Source organism: Bradyrhizobium sp. 25ACV, assembly GCF_054863005.1.
Genome location: NZ_JAVAYO010000017.1, coordinates 65,687 through 84,821, shown reverse-complemented (window position 1 = coordinate 84,821; position 19,135 = coordinate 65,687). Strand labels below are relative to the sequence as shown.

Below are 19,135 nucleotides of genomic sequence, written 5' to 3'. Positions count from 1 at the left end.
TCTATCTCGGATATTCGAGCTGCATCGCGACGAAATCGGCCGTGCGCGCGCCGTAGCGCGCGTCGATGGCGGATAGCGTCTGGTCCAGCGCTCGCGCCGGCGGCAAGTCGACGGTATCAGGCGGCGTCTGCCTTGCCGGCCAGTCGGCCGCGACCTTGTCCGGCAGGATGCGGAGACCGCCGCGGCTCGTCTGCGGCTCTGCCGTGGCCGCGAAGGTGAGGGCGCGCGAGCGATAGGTGCGCGACCACGCATCGGCGACCAGCGCAAGCGAGACCTCGTCGATGCCTGGCGTCAGCGCGAGTCCGAGTTGCTCGCGGTTCCAGAATGCGAGCGTGTTGCCGATTGCCGTCAGCGCGAACGGGCGTGTGAACTGGAATGCCGCGCTGTGATGGCGCGCATTCCACTCCGCAAGACCGATCTCGCGGGCGACCGCCTCGGCCCTGGCGCGGCCGGCGATGGCCTCGACCAGGGTCAGGGCCATCGGCATGGACGCGGTGATGCCGGTCGTCGTCGCGACGCCGCGATCGACCACCAGCCTGCGGTCCGCGACGTAGCGGATTGCGGCATGCTTTTGCAGATCGCGCACCGAATACCAGTGCGTGGTGGCCTGCCGGCCGTCGAGCAGCCAGGTGTTGGCAACGACCTTGGCGCCGACGCAGACGCCGACGACGATCGCGCCCTTGCCGGCCTGGCTTCTGATCCATTGCAACACCACGGCATCGTCCTCGCGGCTCATTGCGGGCACGATGACGTAATCGGCGCCATCGGGATGCGCCGCGTCGAATTCGGCGATGGTCGCATGCGGCTGCACTTTCAGCGCGGGATAGAGCGTGACGGGTCCAGGCTGCGTCGCCAATGTGAGGACGTCGGCGACATCGGCGCGCGCGAGAATGCCGTAGGGCATCAGGTAGTCGGTCGTCTCGCTCATGTCGTTGATGCCGACGATGGCGATCAGCGGGCGTTTACGCTTCGGCGGCTTCAGCGCCGCAAGCGTCGCTTCGGTCTCGTCCCTGGAAATTGCAGGCGCGGTTCCCTGAGCCGGCGCGCCAGGCAGCAGGAACAGCCAGGTTCCGCCGATTGCCGCCAGCAGCGCCACGCAGCCGGGGCCGCTCAACGCCAGAACGCGCCATGTCATGATGATGTCACCCGAACCTCGTTGCTTCACGCGAGGCGGAAGCTAACCCTTGGCGCCGACATCGGGAATGACGCAGATCCGGCAAAAACGGCCATTCGCGTGCGCGAGACTATCTCAGCCCCTCATACACCATCAGCCCGCGTGCGATCTGCAATTTGCGGATCGCGCGCGGCAGCAGCTTCTCTGGCTGGTGCAGATAGCGCCAGGAGGTGAGGGTGAAGGTTGAAAGCGCGCCGCATTCGTCGTCGAACGGCGCGAGCACGCCGGTTACGCTCACGGGCGTGTGCGGGCGGGCGTTGAAGGGCAGCAGCAACAGCTCGAGATAGGCCTTGCTTCCGTCCTCGCGCGCGGCCGTGACGCCGGCGATCGCACCTAACGCCTCGTCGGCGACGATGGTGGTGATCTCCTCGATCTCGCTGCGGCTCGCGGCCGTGAACAGCGCCGCAAAGCTCTGGTCCTTGAGGTCACATCCTGCCAGTGCGCAGACGCGCGTGCCCGCGACGCGGAAGGGAAAGCCGAGATTGGGCTCGCAGGAGAGGACAAAAATGTCGCCGAGCAGGCCGCGGACCGCGGCCGGATCGATGTCGGCCCTGTCGGGAGCCCGTGCGGCGCCGCGCTTCTTGTCCCAGTACGCGAAGAACGCGCGGCTCGACGGATGTTTCATGTCTGAACGCTTATCCCGGGGTGCAACCTCGAAGGGACAAAGCTGTCCCGCTTCAGTGCACCCGCGATCCCTTGTGATGTTGTGCAGGAGGGGATTTGCAGCGTCCATGCCGGGAGGGCGTTTTCGCCCTCGTTAAGGCGGTCTTTGCGTTGTTAACGTTAAATTAACTATGGCCTTTGCACCTCGTGCGGCGCTGCTATGGTGATCGCAGTCGCAAGCCTCGCCGCTTTCATCCAGGTTCTCGGCGGGGCCTGTACACAGGGCGTCAAACAGTTTGGTCACGGGCCGCGGGGAGGGGTGGGGATACACCTTCATTCCTCCGGCACCGGAAGGCCGGCACGGACAGGCAGGGCTTCCCAGGGCCCTGCCTTTTCCTTTTTCAGCGATCAGGCTTCGTGCCCCGGACGCAGCGCAGCACTTCTTCAGTGATGCGCTGCAGAGCCGGGGTACACGCAGCAGCGAGTGCCTGGCATTTCTGGGTCCCGGCTCTGCGTCGCGTCACTTCGTGCGCGCCTTGTCCGGAACACGAGCGTTCCGTGTCCCGGACGCGTTGCAGCGCATAGCGCTGCGGCGCAGAGCCGGGACCCAGTCAGTTCGCCAGCGAATTTAGTTCGTCCGACAGATCGCGCCAGTCCGGATTGAGGTCTTCGATCAGTTTGAGCTTCCAGGCGCGCCGCCATCGTTTCAGCGAATGCTCGCGGGCTCGTGCTTCAAGGATCGATTCGTAGGTTTCGAACCAGACGAGCAGGGTCACCTCATACTGCTTCGTAAACCCGGGCACGAGCTTGGCCTTGTGGGCGGTCATCCGGCGGGCGAGGTCGTTGGTGACGCCGACATACAACGTGCCGTTTCGTTTGCTCGCGAGGATGTAGACGAAGAAGGCGGTTGCATAGGCTAAGCCCGAACATGGGGACTACCTAAAATTGCACGGTTCGAGCTTGCGCCAATCTGGGTCCCGGCTCTGCGGCGCGTCACTTCGTGCCGCACCTTGTCCGGGACACGGGCTGGGCTGGCTTCGTGCCCCGGACGCAGTGCAGCGCTCCTTAGCGCTGCACCGCTGAGCCGGGGCCCAGCGTCGCGTCTGGCATCGAAATGAGCCATCTCGCACGATTTCCTTTTGTGCACTTGCGCAAGGCCGGCAAAGGCGACTATCTCCAAACGGATCGTTCCGATCGCGCCTGAAAGCGAAGCTGCCTTGGATTCCCCGCACGATTCTCCGCCGCAGGATTCTCAGCCCGGCCTGCCGGCCGCCCATGAGGAGGCTCCGCGCGAGCCGGTCCTGACGCTGCCTGTGGCGCTGACCGCCTATATCGTCCTGCTGGCGGTGATCCATCTGCGGGTGCTGCTGCCGCCGGAGCTCGAGAACTGGACCATCGATGTTTTCGGCTTCATCCCCAAGCGCTACGATTCCTCGCTGCTGAACTTGCAGATCCCGGGCGGCGCCGGCGCCAAGGTCTGGACCTTCGTCACCTATTCGCTGCTGCACGCCAATCTGACCCATCTCGGCTTCAACGTGCTGTGGCTGCTGCCGTTCGGCAGCGCGCTGGCGCGGCGGTTCGGCGCGGTCAGGTTCTTCCTGTTTCTGGCGGTGACGGCGGCGGCCGGCGCGCTCGCCCATCTCGTCACCCATGAGCATGCGGTGGCGCCGATGATCGGCGCCTCGGCCTCGGTGTCGGGCGCGATGGCAGCCGCAATCCGCTTCGCCTTCGTTCGCGGCAGCTTCCTGTCATTCAACCGGTCGGACGCCGATACCGCCGCAAGGGTTCCGGCGCTGCCGCTGTCGCGCGCACTGCGCGACGGGCGGGTGGTCGGCTTCCTCGCCGTGTGGTTCGGCGTCAACATCATCTTCGGCGTCGGTGCGATCGGCATTGATTCCGAAACCACGAGCGTGGCCTGGCAGGCGCATATCGGCGGCTTCTTCGCCGGCCTGCTGCTGTTTGCGCTGTTCGATCCCGTGCCGCGCGTGCGAAACGATGCTGCGGATGCGTCATCACAGGACGTTTCAGACCGTATTTGAAGCGGCGCTTGCGGCGCGGCCCGAATTCATCCATCATTTGCGGGAAGAATGTTCCGAAGCTGCAAGCCGCTAGCGGCGATGCTTCGCAAAGCGCCTGAGCCTGCAACCGGCGCCTAAACTGTTAGTTGAAGACTCGACGAACAAGTCCGGACCGCCACAAGGCGGGCGGCTCCGATTCAGGGAGGCTACAATGACGGTACGTTCCATTCTCAACACCAAGGGCCACCAGATCGTGAGCGTCGAGCCGGACGCGAAGCTGGTTACCGCGGTCAAACTGCTCGGTGAGAAGAAGATCGGCGCGGTGCTGGTGATGAACCAGAGCCGGCTGGAAGGCATCCTGTCGGAGCGCGACATCGTGCGCGTGATCGGCGAGCGCGGCGCCGGCGCGCTGGAGGAGCCGGTCGCTCAGGTCATGACCCGTAAGGTGGTGACCTGCAAGGAGACCGACACGGTCGCCGAGCTCATGGAGATGATGACGTCGGGCAAGTTCCGCCATCTGCCCGTGATCGACAACGGCAAGGTGGTCGGCCTGATCTCGATCGGCGACATCGTCAAGCGCCGGGTCCAGGAATACGAGTCCGAGCAGGAAGCCCTGCGCGACTACATCAAGACGGCCTGATCAGGTCTGCTCGCCCGCTTTCGGCGCGGTGCCTTCGGGCGCCGGCGCCAGCACATGGATCGCCTCCTGGATCGACTCCAGCGCACGCTCCGCGGCGCGGGTGCCGTGAGCGATCAGGTCTTCGGAGCGGTGGAAGTCGAACCAGCCGAACTGGCCGACCCGCGGCGTGATCAGCAGATCCGGAGGATCGCCGGCAAGGCGCGCGCGGGTGATGCGGTCCTGCATGATGTTGAAGGCATCCACCATCACCGAGGAGATGCCGGGCCGGCCGTTGCCCCCAAAGAACTCGCGCTTCATCGTCCTCTCGGGCGAGAACAGGCGCGGGAAGCGCCGCTTGGCCGTCGGCTCCTCGGCCCCCGGAGCGACCGGCGTGGGCGGTGCGCCGTGCGAATAGATCGTCGTGGAATGGGTGAAGATGTCGCTGGAAAGATTTGCGGCGATGACGATTTCGGCGCCGAGCGCGCGGGCGGCCGAGACCGGCACCGGGTTCACCAGCGCGCCGTCGACCAGCCAGCGGTCGCCGATCAGGACGGGCGAGAAGATGCCGGGCAGGGCGTAGGACGCACGCATCGCATCGACGACGCGGCCGCGTGTCAGCCAGATCTCGTGGCCGGTGCGGACCTCGGTCGCGACGCTTGCGAACTTGATGGGCAGGTCCTCGATCAGGGTCTGTCCGACCGCGTTCACGAGGCGGGCCGCCAGCTTCTCACCGCCGAGCAGGCCGGAGCCGTTGAGGCGGATGTCGAGATAGCCGAGGATGTTGCGCATCCCTTGCAGGCTGCGCCCCCACTCTTCGAACGTGTCGAGCCGGCCGGCCGCATGCAGGCCGCCGACCACGGCGCCGATGGAGGTGCCGACCACGACGTCGGGCACGATGCCGTTGGCGATCAAGGTCCTCAGGATTCCGAGATGGGCAAAGCCGCGCGCCGCGCCGCCGCCGAGGGCGAGGCCGATGACCGGCCGGCGGGTGGGGCCAAGGCCAATCTTCTCACCGTTCGAGCCGTTCGCGCCACGCCCCTTCAAGATGTCTAGCACCGAAACTCTCCTACGCCGGGGCCTGCACCGTCAGACTAGGCACCGCATTTGCGCTTCGCCATATCAGGCGCGAAGCATGGTTTATGCCGCTTTGGAAAGGGCACGGGGCAGGAGTATGGCGAGGGACGGTTGCTCTGGTGTAATCACGCAGGCGTCAATCGGGTTCCATCGATCTGCACGGGTCCGTATTTCCTGGGGTTTCAGAGGCTTGAATTTGCCGCGTTTTCGGTGAAAAGCAGGGGGCATGACACGCGGGGGTGACGGCATCATCGGATGGCGGCGCAGCGGCAGGCTGCTGCCGGCGCTGATCCTTGCCGCGTGCCTCGTTACCTCAGGCCAAAACGCTGCGCAGGCTCAGCTTTTCTCGGATCGTCCGCCGCCGGTCCCGCCGGCTTCGGTACCAGACCCCGGTGGTGCCGTCAGCCTGGCGCCGCCCTCCGGGCCGGGCGCAGGCCCCCCGAGCCTGCCGCCGACCCTGATGCAGCCGACCACCCCGAGCATGCCGCCGCCCGCGGTCACGACCGTGCCGCCGGCCGCCCCGCTCAACGCGGCCGTGCCCGGGCAGGGCGTGCTGTCGCTGACCGCGAAATACGGCAAGGATTCTCCGGCGATCACCAGCGGCCTGGTCTGGCGCGTGTTTGCCGACCGTCCCGACGAGAACGGCACCTTCAAGCTGATCCGCGAGGACCGCAGCGCCACGCCCAACATCGTGCTGCCGCCGGGCAATTACGTCGTGCACGTCGCCTTCGGCCTCGTCAGCGCGGTGCGCACCGTCAGCCTGAAGGCCGAGACCGACCGCGAGTCCTTCGTGCTGCCAGCCGGAGGCCTGCGGATCGAGGGCCGGGTCGGCACCAGCCGCATTCCGCAGAACCAGATCTCGTTCGCGATCTACAAGGGCAGCCAGTTCGAATCCGGCGAGCGCGCCTCCTTGGTGCCGAACGTCGCCGCCGGCGACGTCGTGCTGCTGCCGGAGGGCACCTACTACATCATCTCCAACTATGGCGACGCCAATTCGGTGGTGCGCTCCGACATCCGCGTCCAGGCCAGCAAGCTCACCGACGTCACCATCACCCACCGTGCTGCCGTGATCACCCTCAAGCTGGTCAGCGACAGGGGCGGCGAGGCGCTTGCCAACACCGCCTGGTCGGTGCTGACCCCGGGCGGCGACGTCATCAAGGAATCGATCGGCGCCTTCCCGCGCGTCGTGCTCTCCGAAGGAGAATACCGCGCCATCGCCAAGAACGAGGGCAAGGTCTACGAGCGCGGATTCAATGTCGTCAACGGCGTCGACGGCGAGGTCGAAGTCGTCGCGCGCTAAGGCCTTTGCGCGCTAGGGTCCTGGCGGCGGTGCCGCCTGCAACCTGACACCGACCTGACGGCCGGCGTAGAAATTCTCATCGAGCGCACGAGCGTGCATCTCCTGTTACCGTCGCGTCGGTCATGGGGGCTGGTGAGTAAGTGCTCATCCCCCATCGCGCCCTGTGTTCTGCTTTGAATACTGCAAGCGCCAGCTGATTGCTCTCCTGGGGCCGAAGAAAACACCGCTGGCGAAAGCTTATTCCCACACCTCGCGTCTTCATCACAACGGTGCAAGAGACGTATTTCCGATCATCAATTTTATTCTCTTTCCACTCCGCTGGGTTATATGTCGGGCATCCGTCTAATGGGGGAGGCCGGAGCAGGGGCTTGATGCCTTTGCGAGACCGGCAAGGAGCAGGGGACCAAGCTCGTCGGCATGTTCGAAGTGATCCTCACCAGGCGCAAGCGGTTTGGCTGGCGATGGCAGGTGTGCGACCAGTCCGGCAAGATCTTTGCCGATGGCTTCGAGCGCACCCGGCCCTCCGCCAAATATCATGGCGAGCGCGCGTTGTTCTTCCTGTTGTCGCAGGCCTACTTGCGCAACCGCTCCGCCGCGTCCAGCGAGGACTAGCGGCGCGCACAGCTCTATTCGGGCTACCGCTTTACCTCAGACATCGACGACCAGCTTGCCCTTGGCGGCGTGATCCCTGATCAGCGCATAGGCGTCGTCGACGTTTTCCAGCGTAAAACGCCTGGCGTCGAGCAGCGGCACGAGCTTGCCGGCCTCGGCGAGGCGCGTGGCTTCCGCCATGATCTCTCCATGATGCACACGGCCTTCGCCCGATAGCAGCGGCAGCAACGTGAACACACCGGAATAGGTGGCCGCCCGGAATGACAGCGGCGCAAGCGCATGCGCGCCCCAGCCGAGCGCGCTCACCACATGGCCGAAGCGGCGCACCGCTTCGAAGGAGGCGTCGAGCATCTTGCCGCCGACGGTGTCGTAGACGATGTCGAAGCCGCGGCCGCCGGTATGCTGCGCGACCTTCGATGGTGGCGCGCTGCGACGGCGAGCCGGTTGCGAACACCTCCGCTCCGAAAGCGCGCGCGATCTGGACCGCGACATGACCGACGCCGCCCGCACCGCCATGAATCAATACCTTCTGGCCCGCCCTCAGCGCCGCCCGGTCGATCAGGCCTTCCCAGGCCGTGATGACGATCAGCGGCAGGGCCGCGGCTTCCCGCATGCTGAGATTTACAGGCTTCAACGCGAGGAGATCGGCGTCGACCGCGGCGAATTCGGCCAGCGATCCCTGTACCCCGCCGACACCACCGGTCATGCCGTAGACCTCGTCGCCCGGCCTGAACCGCGTCACCTCGCGCCCGGCCAGTTCGACCACGCCGGCGAGATCGATCCCCGGAATCGCCGGCAGCGGATGGCGCGCATGCGCCGCGGCCCCCGCCTGGATCTTGGTGTCGAGCGGATTGACCCCGCTCGCGCGCACCCGCACCAGCACGTCGTGCGGGCCGATCTCGGGCGTGGAGATGGTTGAGAGGCGCAAGGGAGCCTTGTGGGTCTCCAGGACGCCGGCGCGCATTGTCGATTGTCTCGTCATGATCGTCTTGCTCCGTGATCGGCTCAATATGCCCATGAAATTTTGCATGAGAAGGAACAAGGCTGTACGCTCGTCATACATTTTTGTATGGCGGGAATCCTGATGGACTGGAGCGATCTGCGCATCTTCCTGGCAATTGCGCGCGAAGGCACGCTCGGCGCTGCCGCACGAAAAATCGGCCAGACCCAGCCGACGATGGGCCGGCGGCTTCGCGCGCTCGAGACCTCGTTGGGTCAGACCCTGTTCCAGCGCACGGCGGATGGCCTGGTGCTGACCGACGAGGGCGCTGCCGTGCTTCGCCATGCCGAGCGGATCGAGGACGAGGCACTCGCACTGGAGCGTCACGTATCCGGCGCGGAGACGGAGCTCGACGGCCTGTTGCGGCTGTCGTCGTCGGACTGGTTCGGGACGGTGATGCTGTCGCCGGTGATCGCCGCGTTCGGCAAGCGTCACCCCAAGGTGACGGTGGAGCTCTTGACCGATGCGCGGCTCTACAGCCTGCCGCGGCGTGAAGCCGATCTCGTCTTCCGCATCAAGCCGTTCAGCGAGCCCGAGGTGATCTCCAGAAAGCTGCTGCACATACCCTACGCGCTCTACGGCAAGAAAGGCAGTAAGCCGCCGCGCGCCGGCGACGGCGGCGCTGTCCGCGTCGTGACGATGAATGCCGAGTTCGCCGACATGCCGGACGCCGTCTGGCTGAAGCGCGCGCTGCCGAATGCGGCAATCGCCTCGCGCAGCAACAACAGGCAGGTGCAGGCCGAGCTTTGCGCCAGCGGTGACGGCTTTGCCGTGCTGCCGCGTCCGCTCGGCGACCGCGACCGCCGTCTGGTCGCGTTCGACATCGGAACGGCGCCGCCCGGCCGCGACACCTATGTCGGTTATCACCGCGATCTCAGGCGCCTCGCCCGTCTGCGCGCGCTGCTCGATATCGTGATCGAACGGCTCGCGGGCTGAGGCTCCGTAGCCCGGATGGAGCGAGAGCGTAATCCGGGGCCTTTGTGCCTCATAGCAGGACTCCCGGATTGCGCTGCGCTCCATCCGGGCTACAAGATCTTGCGCTGCCCGGCGGGCAAAACACGCGAGCCCTGGGTCAACGCGCGGCGGTGAAAATATTCCACTTTACCGAAATTCGGAAATCGCGTATGTGTCGCGGCAACCTGGCCCAACGAAGAGGGGCGTATCGCGATCGTCACGAACGCGGGCCGGGCGGCGGTGGACGCTGATGGCATCGGCGCGAAGGGCTTCGCAGGGCGGGCAACCGTGAGCGAAGACCTCGCGCACACGACCGGTGTGATCCGCGTACGGCAAAATCGTGTGGTCCTGACGCCCGGGGTCTGTGCGTCAAGTCTTGCGGTGATGGATGTCGTCCAACCGGACGCATCCGTCAGCCATCCGCAAGGCGACGGGGGCAATAGTGCAACGCTCCCCGGGGAGAGCACGACATAAGCCGTAAAACCACTGCGCAGGGAAGGCCGGATGTCCTGGCTACACCTGTATGCCGCTGTGCAACTTCTTGTCACGCAGGTTTCGCACAGTGGACCGCGGGTGCCAGCCGGCACCCGGCCTTCCCTGCGCCCTCTTTCAATTGAGGGTGAGGCGATGAAGCAAAGCTCGGGCGAATGCGCCGCGAGGATGCGATCCCATGTCAGTCATTCGCCAACGGTCTCGTGCCCCGGACGCAGCGCAGCGCTTTCCCGGCGATGCGAAGCATCGTCCGGTTCGGCGGTGCGCTGCAGAGCCGGGGCCCATGTAGCAGCGAGTGCCGTGGCCTTTGGGTCCCGGCTCTGCGCAGCAGCGTAAGAACGCTGCAGCGCGTCCGGGACACGAGAGCTTCGCATCACCGTCATAGTCTCTAACGCCCACTAACCAACACCGGACTTAAAACTGTCATAATGACCGAATGGAACCCGCGCCTGCGGCCTTTTTACATGTCGTTAAGCGCAGCTGCATTGGATGCGCCGGGAAAGTGCGTTGGGGACTGCCATGAATGCCGCGAAGAAAGTGTCGGGAAAACCGGCCGCCGAAATGTTTGACGACATCCCGGTGCTTCAGCGCAAATGGCGTGCCGCACTGAAGCCGGGCGATCGGCTGCCGCGCTATGAGGACGTGATGCTCGGCAGTCTCGGACGGCTCGCCGATCACATCGCGCTATTGAGGAACGACGGCACGCTCGAACTGTCGCGCAGCGGACGCTACGTGCAGAAATGGCTCGGCGAGGAGCGCTGGGATATCCCCGTCGCCGAATTGTCGCCGGATTGCGCCACCGCGCTGTCGGAAGCGGCGACGAGCGCGCTTGCCAACGGACGACCGTATCAGGCCAGCGCGCATTGCGTGCGCGACGGCATGGTCCGGACCTACGATGTGCTGGCGCTGCCGACGGCCTCGCGCTGGGGCGCCACGCTGGTCGGCGCCTATATCAACGAGCGCGGCACGCAGTACAATCTGCTGGATGCGATCTTCGCCTCGACCGACGATGCGGTGATCTCGCTGGCCACGCTGCGCGATGCCGGCGGCAAGCCGTCCGATCTCCAGGTCGTGCACCACAACAACAGCGCAAGCGCGCTGCTGAATGTCGCGACCGGAAACCTGTTGTGGCGGCGGATCGGCGAGGGCAACACGCTGCTGGCCTCGCCCGAGATCATGGACTTTCTGCTCAAGGCCGTCGCGGGCGGCCGCGGCGAGCAGCTCGAGATCGAAAGCGATGGACGTCACCTCCGGCTCAGCGCAACGGCCTTCGCCGATGTGGTATCGCTGACGATCTCCGATGTCACCGCGTTGAAGCGGCGCGACGCCTCGTTCCGCCTGCTGTTCGACAGCAACCCGATGCCGATGTGGGTGTTCGATGCGCAGACCAAGGAATTCCTTGGCGTCAACGACGCCGCGGTCCAGCATTACGGCTACAGCCGCGCCACCTTCCTGCGCATGAAGCTGCACGAGATCTGGCCGGAAGACGAGTGGGACAGCCACGCCGAGGCGCTGGAGCGCGTCGGCGAGGCCTACCACTCCTCGCGCAACTGGCGGCATTTGCGCGCCGACGGCAGCGAGATCGAGGTGCTCACCTTCGGCCGCCGCGTCGCCTTCGACGATCGCGACGGCTATCTGGTCGCGGTGGTCGACATTACCGAGCGGCGCAAGGCCGAGGCCCGCATCGCGCACATGGCCCACCATGACGGCCTCACCGACCTGCCGAACCGCGAATATTTCCAGGAGCGCCTGAAGCAGGCGCTCGAGCAGGCGGCGGGAAAACGAGTCGGCGTGCTCTACATCGATCTCGACCTGTTCAAGAACATCAACGATTCCTTCGGTCATCCCGTCGGCGATCGCCTGCTCAAGGACGTCGCCGAACGCCTGACCCTTGCTGTCCGCGGCGGCAATCTGGCGGCCCGGCTCGGCGGCGACGAATTCGCGGTGATCCTTGCCGCCGACGTCTCGCCGAACGAGGCCAGCGCCTGCGCTGGCCTGCTGATCGACATGCTGAAGGCGCCCTATGATCTCGACGGCCAGGAGATGGTGATCGGTGCCAGCATCGGCATCGCGCTGTCGCCGGGCGACGGCACGACGCCGGAAGAGCTGATGCGCAATGCCGACATGGCGCTGTACCGGGCGAAGTCCGACGGCGGCGGCGTGCACCATTTCTTCGAGCGCGAGATGGACCTGCAGGCGCAGAAGCGCCGCGACATGGAGCTCGATCTGCGCCGTGCGTTCGCCAATGGCGAGTTCGAGCTGCACTATCAGCCCCTGGTGTCGATCGCCTCCGACCGCATCTCCGGCTTCGAGTCGCTGCTGCGCTGGCGTCATCCGGACAAGGGCATGATCTCGCCGGCGGAGTTCATTCCGGTTGCCGAGGATATCGGCCTCATCACGCAGCTAGGGGAGTGGGTCTTGCGCGAAGCCTGCGCCGAGGCCGTCAAATGGCCTGCCGACGTCAAGGTCGCGGTCAATCTGTCGCCGGCGCAATTCCGCAGCCGCAACCTGGTTCAAATCGTGATCTCGGCGCTGGCGCAGTCCGGCCTGTCGCCGCGGCGGCTCGAGCTCGAAATCACGGAGTCGATCTTCCTGGCCGAGACCGATGCCAATCTCGCCATCCTGCACCAGCTCCGTGAGCTCGGCGTCAGCATCTCCATGGATGATTTCGGCACCGGCTATTCCAGCCTGAGCTATCTCAGGAGCTTCCCGTTCGACAAGATCAAGATCGACCGCTCCTTCGTCAAGGATCTGGCGCAGCGGCCCGATTGCAGCGCGATCGTGCGCGCGATCTCCGGGCTCGGCCGCAGCCTCAACATCACCACGACCGCGGAGGGCGTCGAGACCGAGGATCAGCTCGACTGGCTGCGCGCCGAGGGCTGCAACGAGGTGCAGGGCTTTCTGTTCAGCGCGGCACGGCCGGCGGCCGAGATCGCAAAGCTGCTCGCCGATTTCGGTCAGCGCGCCTCACGGGCGGCGTAGTCCCTCGGGGTAGCAGTCGTAGACCAGCGCCTTGAAGGCGGGTGTGATGCGGCTGCGCTCGTTCTGGGTCTGCTGCATCATGAGGTAGACCATGTCGAGCTTGGGATCGACGCCGAAATAGGTGCCGCTCCCTGAGTCCCATTTCAACTCGCCGAGCGAGCCCGGCGGCGGCGGTTTGGCGTTGCCGGGATCGGTCCGCACCGCAAGGCCATAGCCATAGCCGAAGCCGTCGCCCGGGAAATAGAAATAATCGCGTCCGACGCCGGAGCCGGGTCCGATGTGATCGGTCGTCATGGCCTTGAACGCGGCAGGGCTGAGATAGCGCTTGCCCTCGAATTCGCCGCCGTTCAGCAGCATCTGCGAGAAGCGCTGATAGTCGGTGATGGTCGAGAGCAGGCCGCCGCCGCCGGACTGCCATTCGGGATGATCGAGGCGGTCACGCTCGGCGGCGAGCAGGATGAAATCGTTCGGCAGCGGCCGCGCCATCCGCGCGAGCTCGTCCTCGGTCGCCAGCGTAAATTTGGTGCTGCTCATGCCGAGTGGGTCGAAGATGTGCTGTTTCAGGAATTGGTACAGCGTCTGGCCCGAGATGATCTCGATGACGCTGCCGAGCACGTCGGTGGAATGGCCGTAGCGCCACAGCGTTCCCGGCTGCCGCGCCAGCGGCAGCTTGGCGATGCGGTCGGCGAATTCGCGGTTGTTGAAGGCACCTTCGAAGATGTTGGCGGCCTTGTAGGCCTGCTCGACCCATTTGCCGCCGATATAATCGTAGCTGATGCCCGAGGTGTGCCGCAGCAAATCCTCGATGTTGACGGGGCGGACCGGCGGCACGAGATCGAGCTCCAGCTTGCCGTCCGGCAGGGTGACTTCGAGGCCGACCTTGGTGTCGGCAAACAGGGGAACGTATTTCGACACGGGGTCGGTGAGCGCGAGCTTGCCCTCGTCGATCAGCATCATCGCGCCAAGGCAGGTGATCGGCTTGGTCATCGAGTGGATCGCGAAGATCGTGTTCGGCGTCATCGCAAGACTGGTCCTGACGTCGCGCACGCCAAACGTCTTCAGATAGACCGGCTTGCCGTGCTGCTGCACCAGGATCACCGCGCCCGGCAGCCGGCCGCTTCCCACCTCGTCGTTGAAATACGCCGTAATGCGGTCGAGCCCGTCGGGCGACGGGGCGGGGATGTCGGCGGCCCGGCTTCGCGCCATCGTGCCGGCGAGCAGCGCGGCCCCGACCAGAAATTCACGGCGTCTCATTCGGGCTTCCTCCCTTGCCGGGATCAAAGCCGCAAGACGCCAGAGGCGTCAACAAGCCTTCGATTAAAAACGCGTCACGATTTCCGAAAGGAACGGTCGCGGACGGTCTTCGCTCGGCTTGGTCGGCTTGCCCACGTGGATGAAGCCGGCGAGCTTTTCGTCGGGCTTGAGACCGAGACCGTCGAGCACGTCGCGATCGAACGAGAACCAGCCGGTCAGCCAGCAGGCGCCGTAGCCGAGCGCGGTCGCGGCCGTGACGATGTTCATGGCGCTGGCGCCGGCCGACAATTCCTGCTCGAACGCCGGCACCTTCGGATGCGGCCTGGTGAAGCTGACGATGCCGATCACCAGCGGGGCGTCGGTGAGGCGCTTGCGCTCAATCTCGACGTCGGCGGCGGGCGCGCCGGGATTCTTCCGGGCAAACACCTTCGCGATCACCTCGCCGGCGCGCTGGCGGGCATCGCCCTCGAAGACGATGAAGCGCCAGGGCGCGAGCTTGCCATGGTCGGGCACGCGCGCGCCGATGGTGAGGATGGTCTCGAGCTCGGCCGCGGAGGGGCCAGGCCCGGTCATCTCGCGCGGCTTGACCGAGCGGCGGGTCTTCAGAAGTTCGATGGCGTCGGGCACTGGGAGATCCTCTTCAACTGGTCGTCGGGCGTGCCATGCGGAGATAAGCATGCACGCCCGCAACCGGAAGCGAGTTTAGATCGATTTCAGGGATCAGACCGCGCCCCGCACCCGCTTGACGTCCGGCGGGGTTGCCTCGTCGACCAGGGCGGCGATCGCCTCCTCGGTCGTCATCACCTTCTGGCCGTCGCTGCCGAGGCGGCGGACCGAGACCGAATGCGTTTCGGCCTCCTTCTTGCCGACCACGAGCAGTGCCGGGATCTTGGCCAGCGAGTGCTCGCGGACCTTGTAGTTGATTTTTTCGTTGCGCAGGTCGATCTCGACCCGAAGCCCGGCGCGGCGTGCCTGCTCCATCACCACCTTGGCGTACTCGTCGCCTTCCGAGGTGATGGTCGTGACCACCGCCTGCACCGGCGAGAGCCAGAGCGGGAAGTTGCCGGCATAGTGCTCGATCAGGATGCCGATATAGCGCTCCATCGAGCCGCAGATCGCACGGTGCACCATCACCGGCGGTTTCTTGCCGCCGTCATGGTCGATGTAGAACGCGCCGAACCGCTCCGGCAGGTTGAAGTCGACCTGCGTGGTGCCGCACTGCCAGTCGCGGCCGATGGCGTCACGCAGCACATATTCGAACTTCGGCCCGTAGAAGGCGCCTTCGCCCGGGTTGATCTCGGTCTTGATGTGATTGTTCTGCGACTGGATCTCGCGCAAAACCGTCGCCATCACGCGTTCGGCGTGATCCCACATCTCGTCGGTGCCGACGCGCTTGTCCGGCCGCGTCGACAGCTTCACCGTGAGATCGCCGGTGAAGCCGAAATCGGCATAGGTCGACAGGATGAGCTCGTTGATCTTCAGGCACTCTTCGGCGAGCTGGTCCTCGGTGCAGAAGATATGCGCGTCGTCCTGGGTGAAACCGCGCACGCGCATCAGGCCGTGCATGGCGCCGGAGGGCTCATAGCGATGCACCACGCCGAACTCGGCGAGGCGCAAGGGCAGGTCGCGGTAGCTCTTCAGGCCGTGCTTGAAAATCTGCACGTGACCCGGGCAGTTCATCGGCTTGAGCGCAAACCAGCGCTTGTCCTCGGCCTCGTCGCCGGCCGACTGCGCCGCGAACATGTTCTCGCGGTACCAGCCCCAATGGCCCGAGGTCTCCCACAGCGACTTGTCGAGGATCTGCGGCGCGTTGACCTCGCTGTAATCGCCGGTCAGGCGGCGGCGCATATAGGCGATCAGCTGCTGGAAGACGGTCCAGCCCTTCGCGTGCCAGAACACGACGCCCGGACCTTCCTCCTGGAAGTGGAAGAGGTCGAGCTCGCGTCCGAGCTTGCGATGGTCGCGCTTTTCGGCTTCCTCGATCTGCTTCAGGTAGGCGTCGAGGTCCTCCTGCTTGGCGAAGGCGGTGCCGTAGATGCGGGTCAGCATCGGGTTGTTGCTGTCGCCGCGCCAATAGGCGCCGGCCACCTTCATCAGCTTGAAGGCGTTGCCGACCTTGCCGGTCGAGGTCATGTGGGGGCCGCGGCACAGATCGAACCAGTCGCCCTGATAGTAGATCTTGATCGGCTCGGTGCCGGGAATGGCGTCGACCAGCTCGACCTTGAAGGCCTCGCCCTTGTCGCGGAACACCTGCTTGGTCTTCTCGCGGTCCCAGACTTCCTTGGTGAAAGGTTTGTCGCGCGCGATGATCTCGCGCATCTTCTTCTCGATCGCGGCAAAGTCTTCCGGCGTGAACGGCTCGTTGCGGAAGAAGTCGTAATAGAAGCCGTTTTCGATCACGGGACCGATGGTGACCTGCGTGCCCGGCCACAGCGTCTGCACGGCCTCAGCCAGCACGTGGGCGCAGTCGTGGCGGATCAATTCGAGCGCGCGCGGATCGTCGCGGCTGATCAGCTCGAGCTTGGCGTCGGCCTCGATGGGATCGTTGAGGTCGGCGACCACGCCGTCGAGCGCCATCGCGACCGTGCGCTTGGCCAGCGACGGCGAGATGCCCTTGGCGATATCGAGGCCGGTGATGCTCTGGTCGTATTGGCGCTGGGCGCCGTCCGGGAAGGTGAGGGTAACTTTGGCGGCGGGGGTCACGGGCTTCAGATTGCTGAGGGAATATTGGAAGCCGGATTCGGACTTCGGCTGGTCCTTGGACTGGTCGGTCATTGCTTTTCTCCTGAGGCTCACTCCTGCGAACGAGCGCAGGTAAGCGGGAACGAGCGATATATCAGGCGATTCGGCCTGCGCAATCCGGCAATTCCAAGAAAATCGGCGCATAAAACGGGCGCGCGCACGAACTATTTCGCACCGGCCCTTTAACTGGCCCGGCGGCCGGTCTACATGCAGTTGCATGGAAAATGCACGCGCCCCGCGTTTCGCGCCAACCGCCTTGATGCTCGGCAATCTCGTCACCGGCTGCTCGGTGCTGGCCCCGGCGGGCATGCTGCCGGAGTTGGCGACGGGGCTCGACGTCAGCATTCATGCGGCGGGGCTCCTCATCACCTTCGGCGCGATCACGCTGTGCATCGGCTCGCCGCTGACGGCCTGGCTGACGAGCCGCATCGAACGGCGGACGCTGCTCACGACGACGCTGGCGGTGCTCGCCTTCGGCAATCTCGCCTCGGCCTTTGCACCCGATTACACCAGCCTCCTCGCCATCCGTCTCGTGATGCTCGCGGTCGGTGCGCTCTACACACCGCAGGCCGCCGGCACGGCGGCGTTGATCGTGCCGGTGGAGCGGCGGGGCAGCACCATCGCCTATATCTTCCTCGGCTGGTCGCTGGCTGCCGCCGTCGGCCTTCCGCTGATCACCTTCATTGCCAGCCGCTACGGCTGGCGCGCGGCCTATGGCGAGATCGGCGTGCTCGGTTGCATCAGTTTCCTCCTGTTGATGCTGCGGTTGCCGGCAGGCCTGAAGGGCGCGCCGGTGGATCTGAAGACCTGGCGCGAGGTCGCCCGCAACAGGACGATTCTGCTGCTGCTGGCGATCACCATGCTGCAAATGTCGGGGCAGTTCGTGGTGTTCACCTTCATGGGCCCGCTGCTCAAGAAGCTCACTGGCGCCGGTCCCGATGCGATCGGCATGGTGTTCGCGCTTTACGGCGTCTGCGGCTTCCTCGGCGTCGTCATCGCCACCCGCATCGTCGACACCTCGGGACCCTATCGGACCTCGCTGCTGTTCACCTGCCTGCTGCTTGCGGGCATCACGGGCTGGGCGCTCGGCGCCGGCACGCTTGCTTTCATGACGGTCGGAGTCGCGATCTGGGGCCTCGGCTTTGCCTCGACCAATTCGATGCAGCAGGTGCGGCTGGTCGCGGCCGCGCCGCCGCTGGCCTCGGCGACCGTCGCGCTCAATACGTCCGTTCTCTACATCGGCCAGGCGGTCGGCTCCGCCGTCGGCGGGCTGCTGTTCGCCCGCGAGCTCCTGCATCCGCTCGGCTTCGTCGCGGTCGGTTTCGTCGTGCTGGCGCTGATCCTGGTGGTCCTGACCCGGCCCCGGCCTGCGGCTGCAATGGCCTGAATCCCGCGGCTTCGTGTACGCAATGTGCTTGGCAAACCGCGCGCGGGAGCGCTAGAACGCCGGTCATGGGGACCAAAGAGAGTTGACTGAAATGAGGATGATTCTGGCGGTTGCCGCGGTGCTCTATTCAGCCTCCGCGTTTGCGCAAGCCGACAAGCCACCGATGGTGGGGGACAAGCCCTTGGTGCAGGTCAAGCCCAAAGGGACCAAAGAGGCGGCGGCCAAGCCGGCCGCAGCGCCGAAGGGCAAGCCGCAGTCGATCGCGGCCCGGCTCCAGGCCTGCCTCGAGCTCGACGACGGCACCAAGGACCGCCTCAACTGCTACGACGCGGTGATCGCGCCGGCGCCGAAGCCGAAGCCGGCGAAGGCCAAGGGCTACGCCGATTGCCGCTTCATCAAGGAAGAGGACGAGCGGCTGGCCTGCTTCAACGGCTTTGCCGAGAGCATTCCGAAGCTGCCCAAGAGCTAGTACTGACAAGAGCTAATGCTCAGTCGCTGATCCGGCTCAGCACGGCCCGGAAGGCAACGCCCGGCGCCTGCAGCGCGTTGCCTTCGAATTCCGCGTTGTCGCCGTCCTCCCGGCCGGCGAGCGCCAGCGTGATCCGGTCGGTGCCGAACAGCGCTTTGAAGGAGGAGTCGTCGTTGTAGCGCTGGGTCGAGATCTTGACCTTGATGCTGTCGCCTTCGCCCGTATAGGTGCCGATGAAGGCGAAAGCGGAATTGCCCCCTCGCATCTTGCCATCCATCACGTAGACGACGCCGCAGCCCGTTCCATGAACGGTATGGAAGTCGACCTTGTACAATCCCTGACGCACTGCCTGTCCCCACCGAATTCCAAATCGCAAACTGGCCGGCAAACTATGAGCCTTGCTGGCGGAAGCAATCCGGTGGCACCCGGGGATGTCGGCCATCAACATTACATTT

General features: G+C 65.4%; 16 protein-coding genes and 1 pseudogene. 8 read left to right on the top strand and 9 right to left on the bottom strand.

Annotated elements, in window-relative coordinates:
- Window position 1: 1 nt before the first annotated feature.
- The 3 genes from RAD04_RS31220 to RAD04_RS31210 all read right to left on the bottom strand — a co-directional run bounded on the left by RAD04_RS31220 (window position 2) and on the right by RAD04_RS31210 (window position 2,667).
- Window positions 2-1,135 (bottom strand): DJ-1/PfpI family protein, encoded by a 1,134-nt coding sequence (locus tag RAD04_RS31220; RefSeq protein ID WP_461626863.1) that lies wholly within the window; start codon window positions 1,133-1,135, stop codon window positions 2-4.
- 109 nt (window positions 1,136-1,244) lie between these two features.
- Entirely contained in the window at window positions 1,245-1,799 is a 555-nt protein-coding gene (locus RAD04_RS31215) for a PAS domain-containing protein (RefSeq protein ID WP_183258986.1), read from the bottom strand.
- A gap of 589 nt (window positions 1,800-2,388) precedes the next feature.
- Complete coding sequence (locus tag RAD04_RS31210) at window positions 2,389-2,667, bottom strand: GIY-YIG nuclease family protein (RefSeq protein ID WP_461626928.1); 279 nt, start codon at window positions 2,665-2,667, stop codon at window positions 2,389-2,391.
- Window positions 2,668-2,994: 327 nt separating this feature from the next.
- Here RAD04_RS31210 and RAD04_RS31205 point away from each other — a divergent pair, with 327 nt between their 5' ends.
- Together RAD04_RS31205 and RAD04_RS31200 are read left to right on the top strand one after the other, a co-directional pair.
- Entirely contained in the window at window positions 2,995-3,816 is an 822-nt protein-coding gene (locus RAD04_RS31205) for a rhomboid family intramembrane serine protease (RefSeq protein ID WP_338306384.1), read from the top strand.
- A 190-nt stretch (window positions 3,817-4,006) separates the two neighbouring features.
- Complete coding sequence (locus tag RAD04_RS31200; protein WP_461626862.1) at window positions 4,007-4,435, top strand: CBS domain-containing protein; 429 nt, start codon at window positions 4,007-4,009, stop codon at window positions 4,433-4,435.
- On the opposite strand, the gene RAD04_RS31195 is transcribed toward RAD04_RS31200, so the two are convergent.
- On the bottom strand, window positions 4,436-5,470 hold the full coding sequence (locus tag RAD04_RS31195; RefSeq protein ID WP_461626861.1) for a patatin-like phospholipase family protein: 1,035 nt from the start codon (window positions 5,468-5,470) through the stop codon (window positions 4,436-4,438). It lies immediately after the preceding gene.
- A 244-nt stretch (window positions 5,471-5,714) separates the two neighbouring features.
- On the opposite strand from RAD04_RS31195, the gene RAD04_RS31190 reads away from it, so the two are divergent.
- Together RAD04_RS31190 and RAD04_RS31185 are read left to right on the top strand one after the other, a co-directional pair.
- Window positions 5,715-6,788: a hypothetical protein gene (locus RAD04_RS31190; RefSeq protein WP_028141122.1), complete on the top strand. Its 1,074-nt coding sequence runs from the start codon at window positions 5,715-5,717 to the stop codon at window positions 6,786-6,788.
- 417 nt (window positions 6,789-7,205) lie between these two features.
- Window positions 7,206-7,400: a hypothetical protein gene (locus tag RAD04_RS31185; RefSeq protein ID WP_018322145.1), complete on the top strand. Its 195-nt coding sequence runs from the start codon at window positions 7,206-7,208 to the stop codon at window positions 7,398-7,400.
- Between the two features lie 36 nt (window positions 7,401-7,436).
- Here RAD04_RS31185 and RAD04_RS31180 read toward each other — a convergent pair.
- A pseudogene (locus RAD04_RS31180) lies at window positions 7,437-8,364 on the bottom strand (zinc-dependent alcohol dehydrogenase family protein).
- Between the two features lie 120 nt (window positions 8,365-8,484).
- Between RAD04_RS31180 and RAD04_RS31175 the strand changes: the two are divergent.
- Together RAD04_RS31175 and RAD04_RS31170 are read left to right on the top strand one after the other, a co-directional pair.
- Entirely contained in the window at window positions 8,485-9,336 is an 852-nt protein-coding gene (locus RAD04_RS31175) for a LysR family transcriptional regulator (RefSeq protein ID WP_461626860.1), read from the top strand.
- Window positions 9,337-10,365: 1,029 nt separating this feature from the next.
- The gene (locus RAD04_RS31170; protein ID WP_461626859.1) at window positions 10,366-12,828 is read left to right on the top strand and encodes a putative bifunctional diguanylate cyclase/phosphodiesterase; all 2,463 of its coding nucleotides are present in this window, start codon (window positions 10,366-10,368) and stop codon (window positions 12,826-12,828) included.
- Here RAD04_RS31170 and RAD04_RS31165 read toward each other — a convergent pair.
- The 3 genes from RAD04_RS31165 to thrS all read right to left on the bottom strand — a co-directional run bounded on the left by RAD04_RS31165 (window position 12,814) and on the right by thrS (window position 16,857).
- On the bottom strand, window positions 12,814-14,082 hold the full coding sequence (locus RAD04_RS31165) for a serine hydrolase domain-containing protein (RefSeq protein ID WP_461626858.1): 1,269 nt from the start codon (window positions 14,080-14,082) through the stop codon (window positions 12,814-12,816). The two genes, RAD04_RS31170 and RAD04_RS31165, sit on opposite strands and share 15 nt — an antisense overlap.
- 63 nt (window positions 14,083-14,145) lie before the next feature.
- Window positions 14,146-14,709 carry a nitroreductase family protein gene (locus RAD04_RS31160; protein ID WP_461626857.1) on the bottom strand — a complete coding sequence of 188 codons (564 nt, stop codon included), beginning with the start codon at window positions 14,707-14,709 and terminating at the stop codon, window positions 14,146-14,148.
- A 93-nt stretch (window positions 14,710-14,802) separates the two neighbouring features.
- Window positions 14,803-16,857, bottom strand: coding sequence for a threonine--tRNA ligase (thrS, locus tag RAD04_RS31155; RefSeq protein WP_201759664.1), 2,055 nt, complete (start codon window positions 16,855-16,857; stop codon window positions 14,803-14,805).
- Window positions 16,858-17,041: 184 nt separating this feature from the next.
- Here thrS and RAD04_RS31150 point away from each other — a divergent pair, with 184 nt between their 5' ends.
- Entirely contained in the window at window positions 17,042-18,211 is a 1,170-nt protein-coding gene (locus tag RAD04_RS31150) for an MFS transporter (protein WP_461626856.1), read from the top strand.
- 91 nt (window positions 18,212-18,302) lie between these two features.
- Window positions 18,303-18,680 carry a hypothetical protein gene (locus RAD04_RS31145; RefSeq protein WP_461617977.1) on the top strand — a complete coding sequence of 126 codons (378 nt, stop codon included), beginning with the start codon at window positions 18,303-18,305 and terminating at the stop codon, window positions 18,678-18,680.
- Window positions 18,681-18,699: 19 nt separating this feature from the next.
- On the opposite strand, the gene RAD04_RS31140 is transcribed toward RAD04_RS31145, so the two are convergent.
- Window positions 18,700-19,026: a hypothetical protein gene (locus tag RAD04_RS31140; RefSeq protein WP_461626855.1), complete on the bottom strand. Its 327-nt coding sequence runs from the start codon at window positions 19,024-19,026 to the stop codon at window positions 18,700-18,702.
- Window positions 19,027-19,135 lie beyond the last annotated feature (109 nt).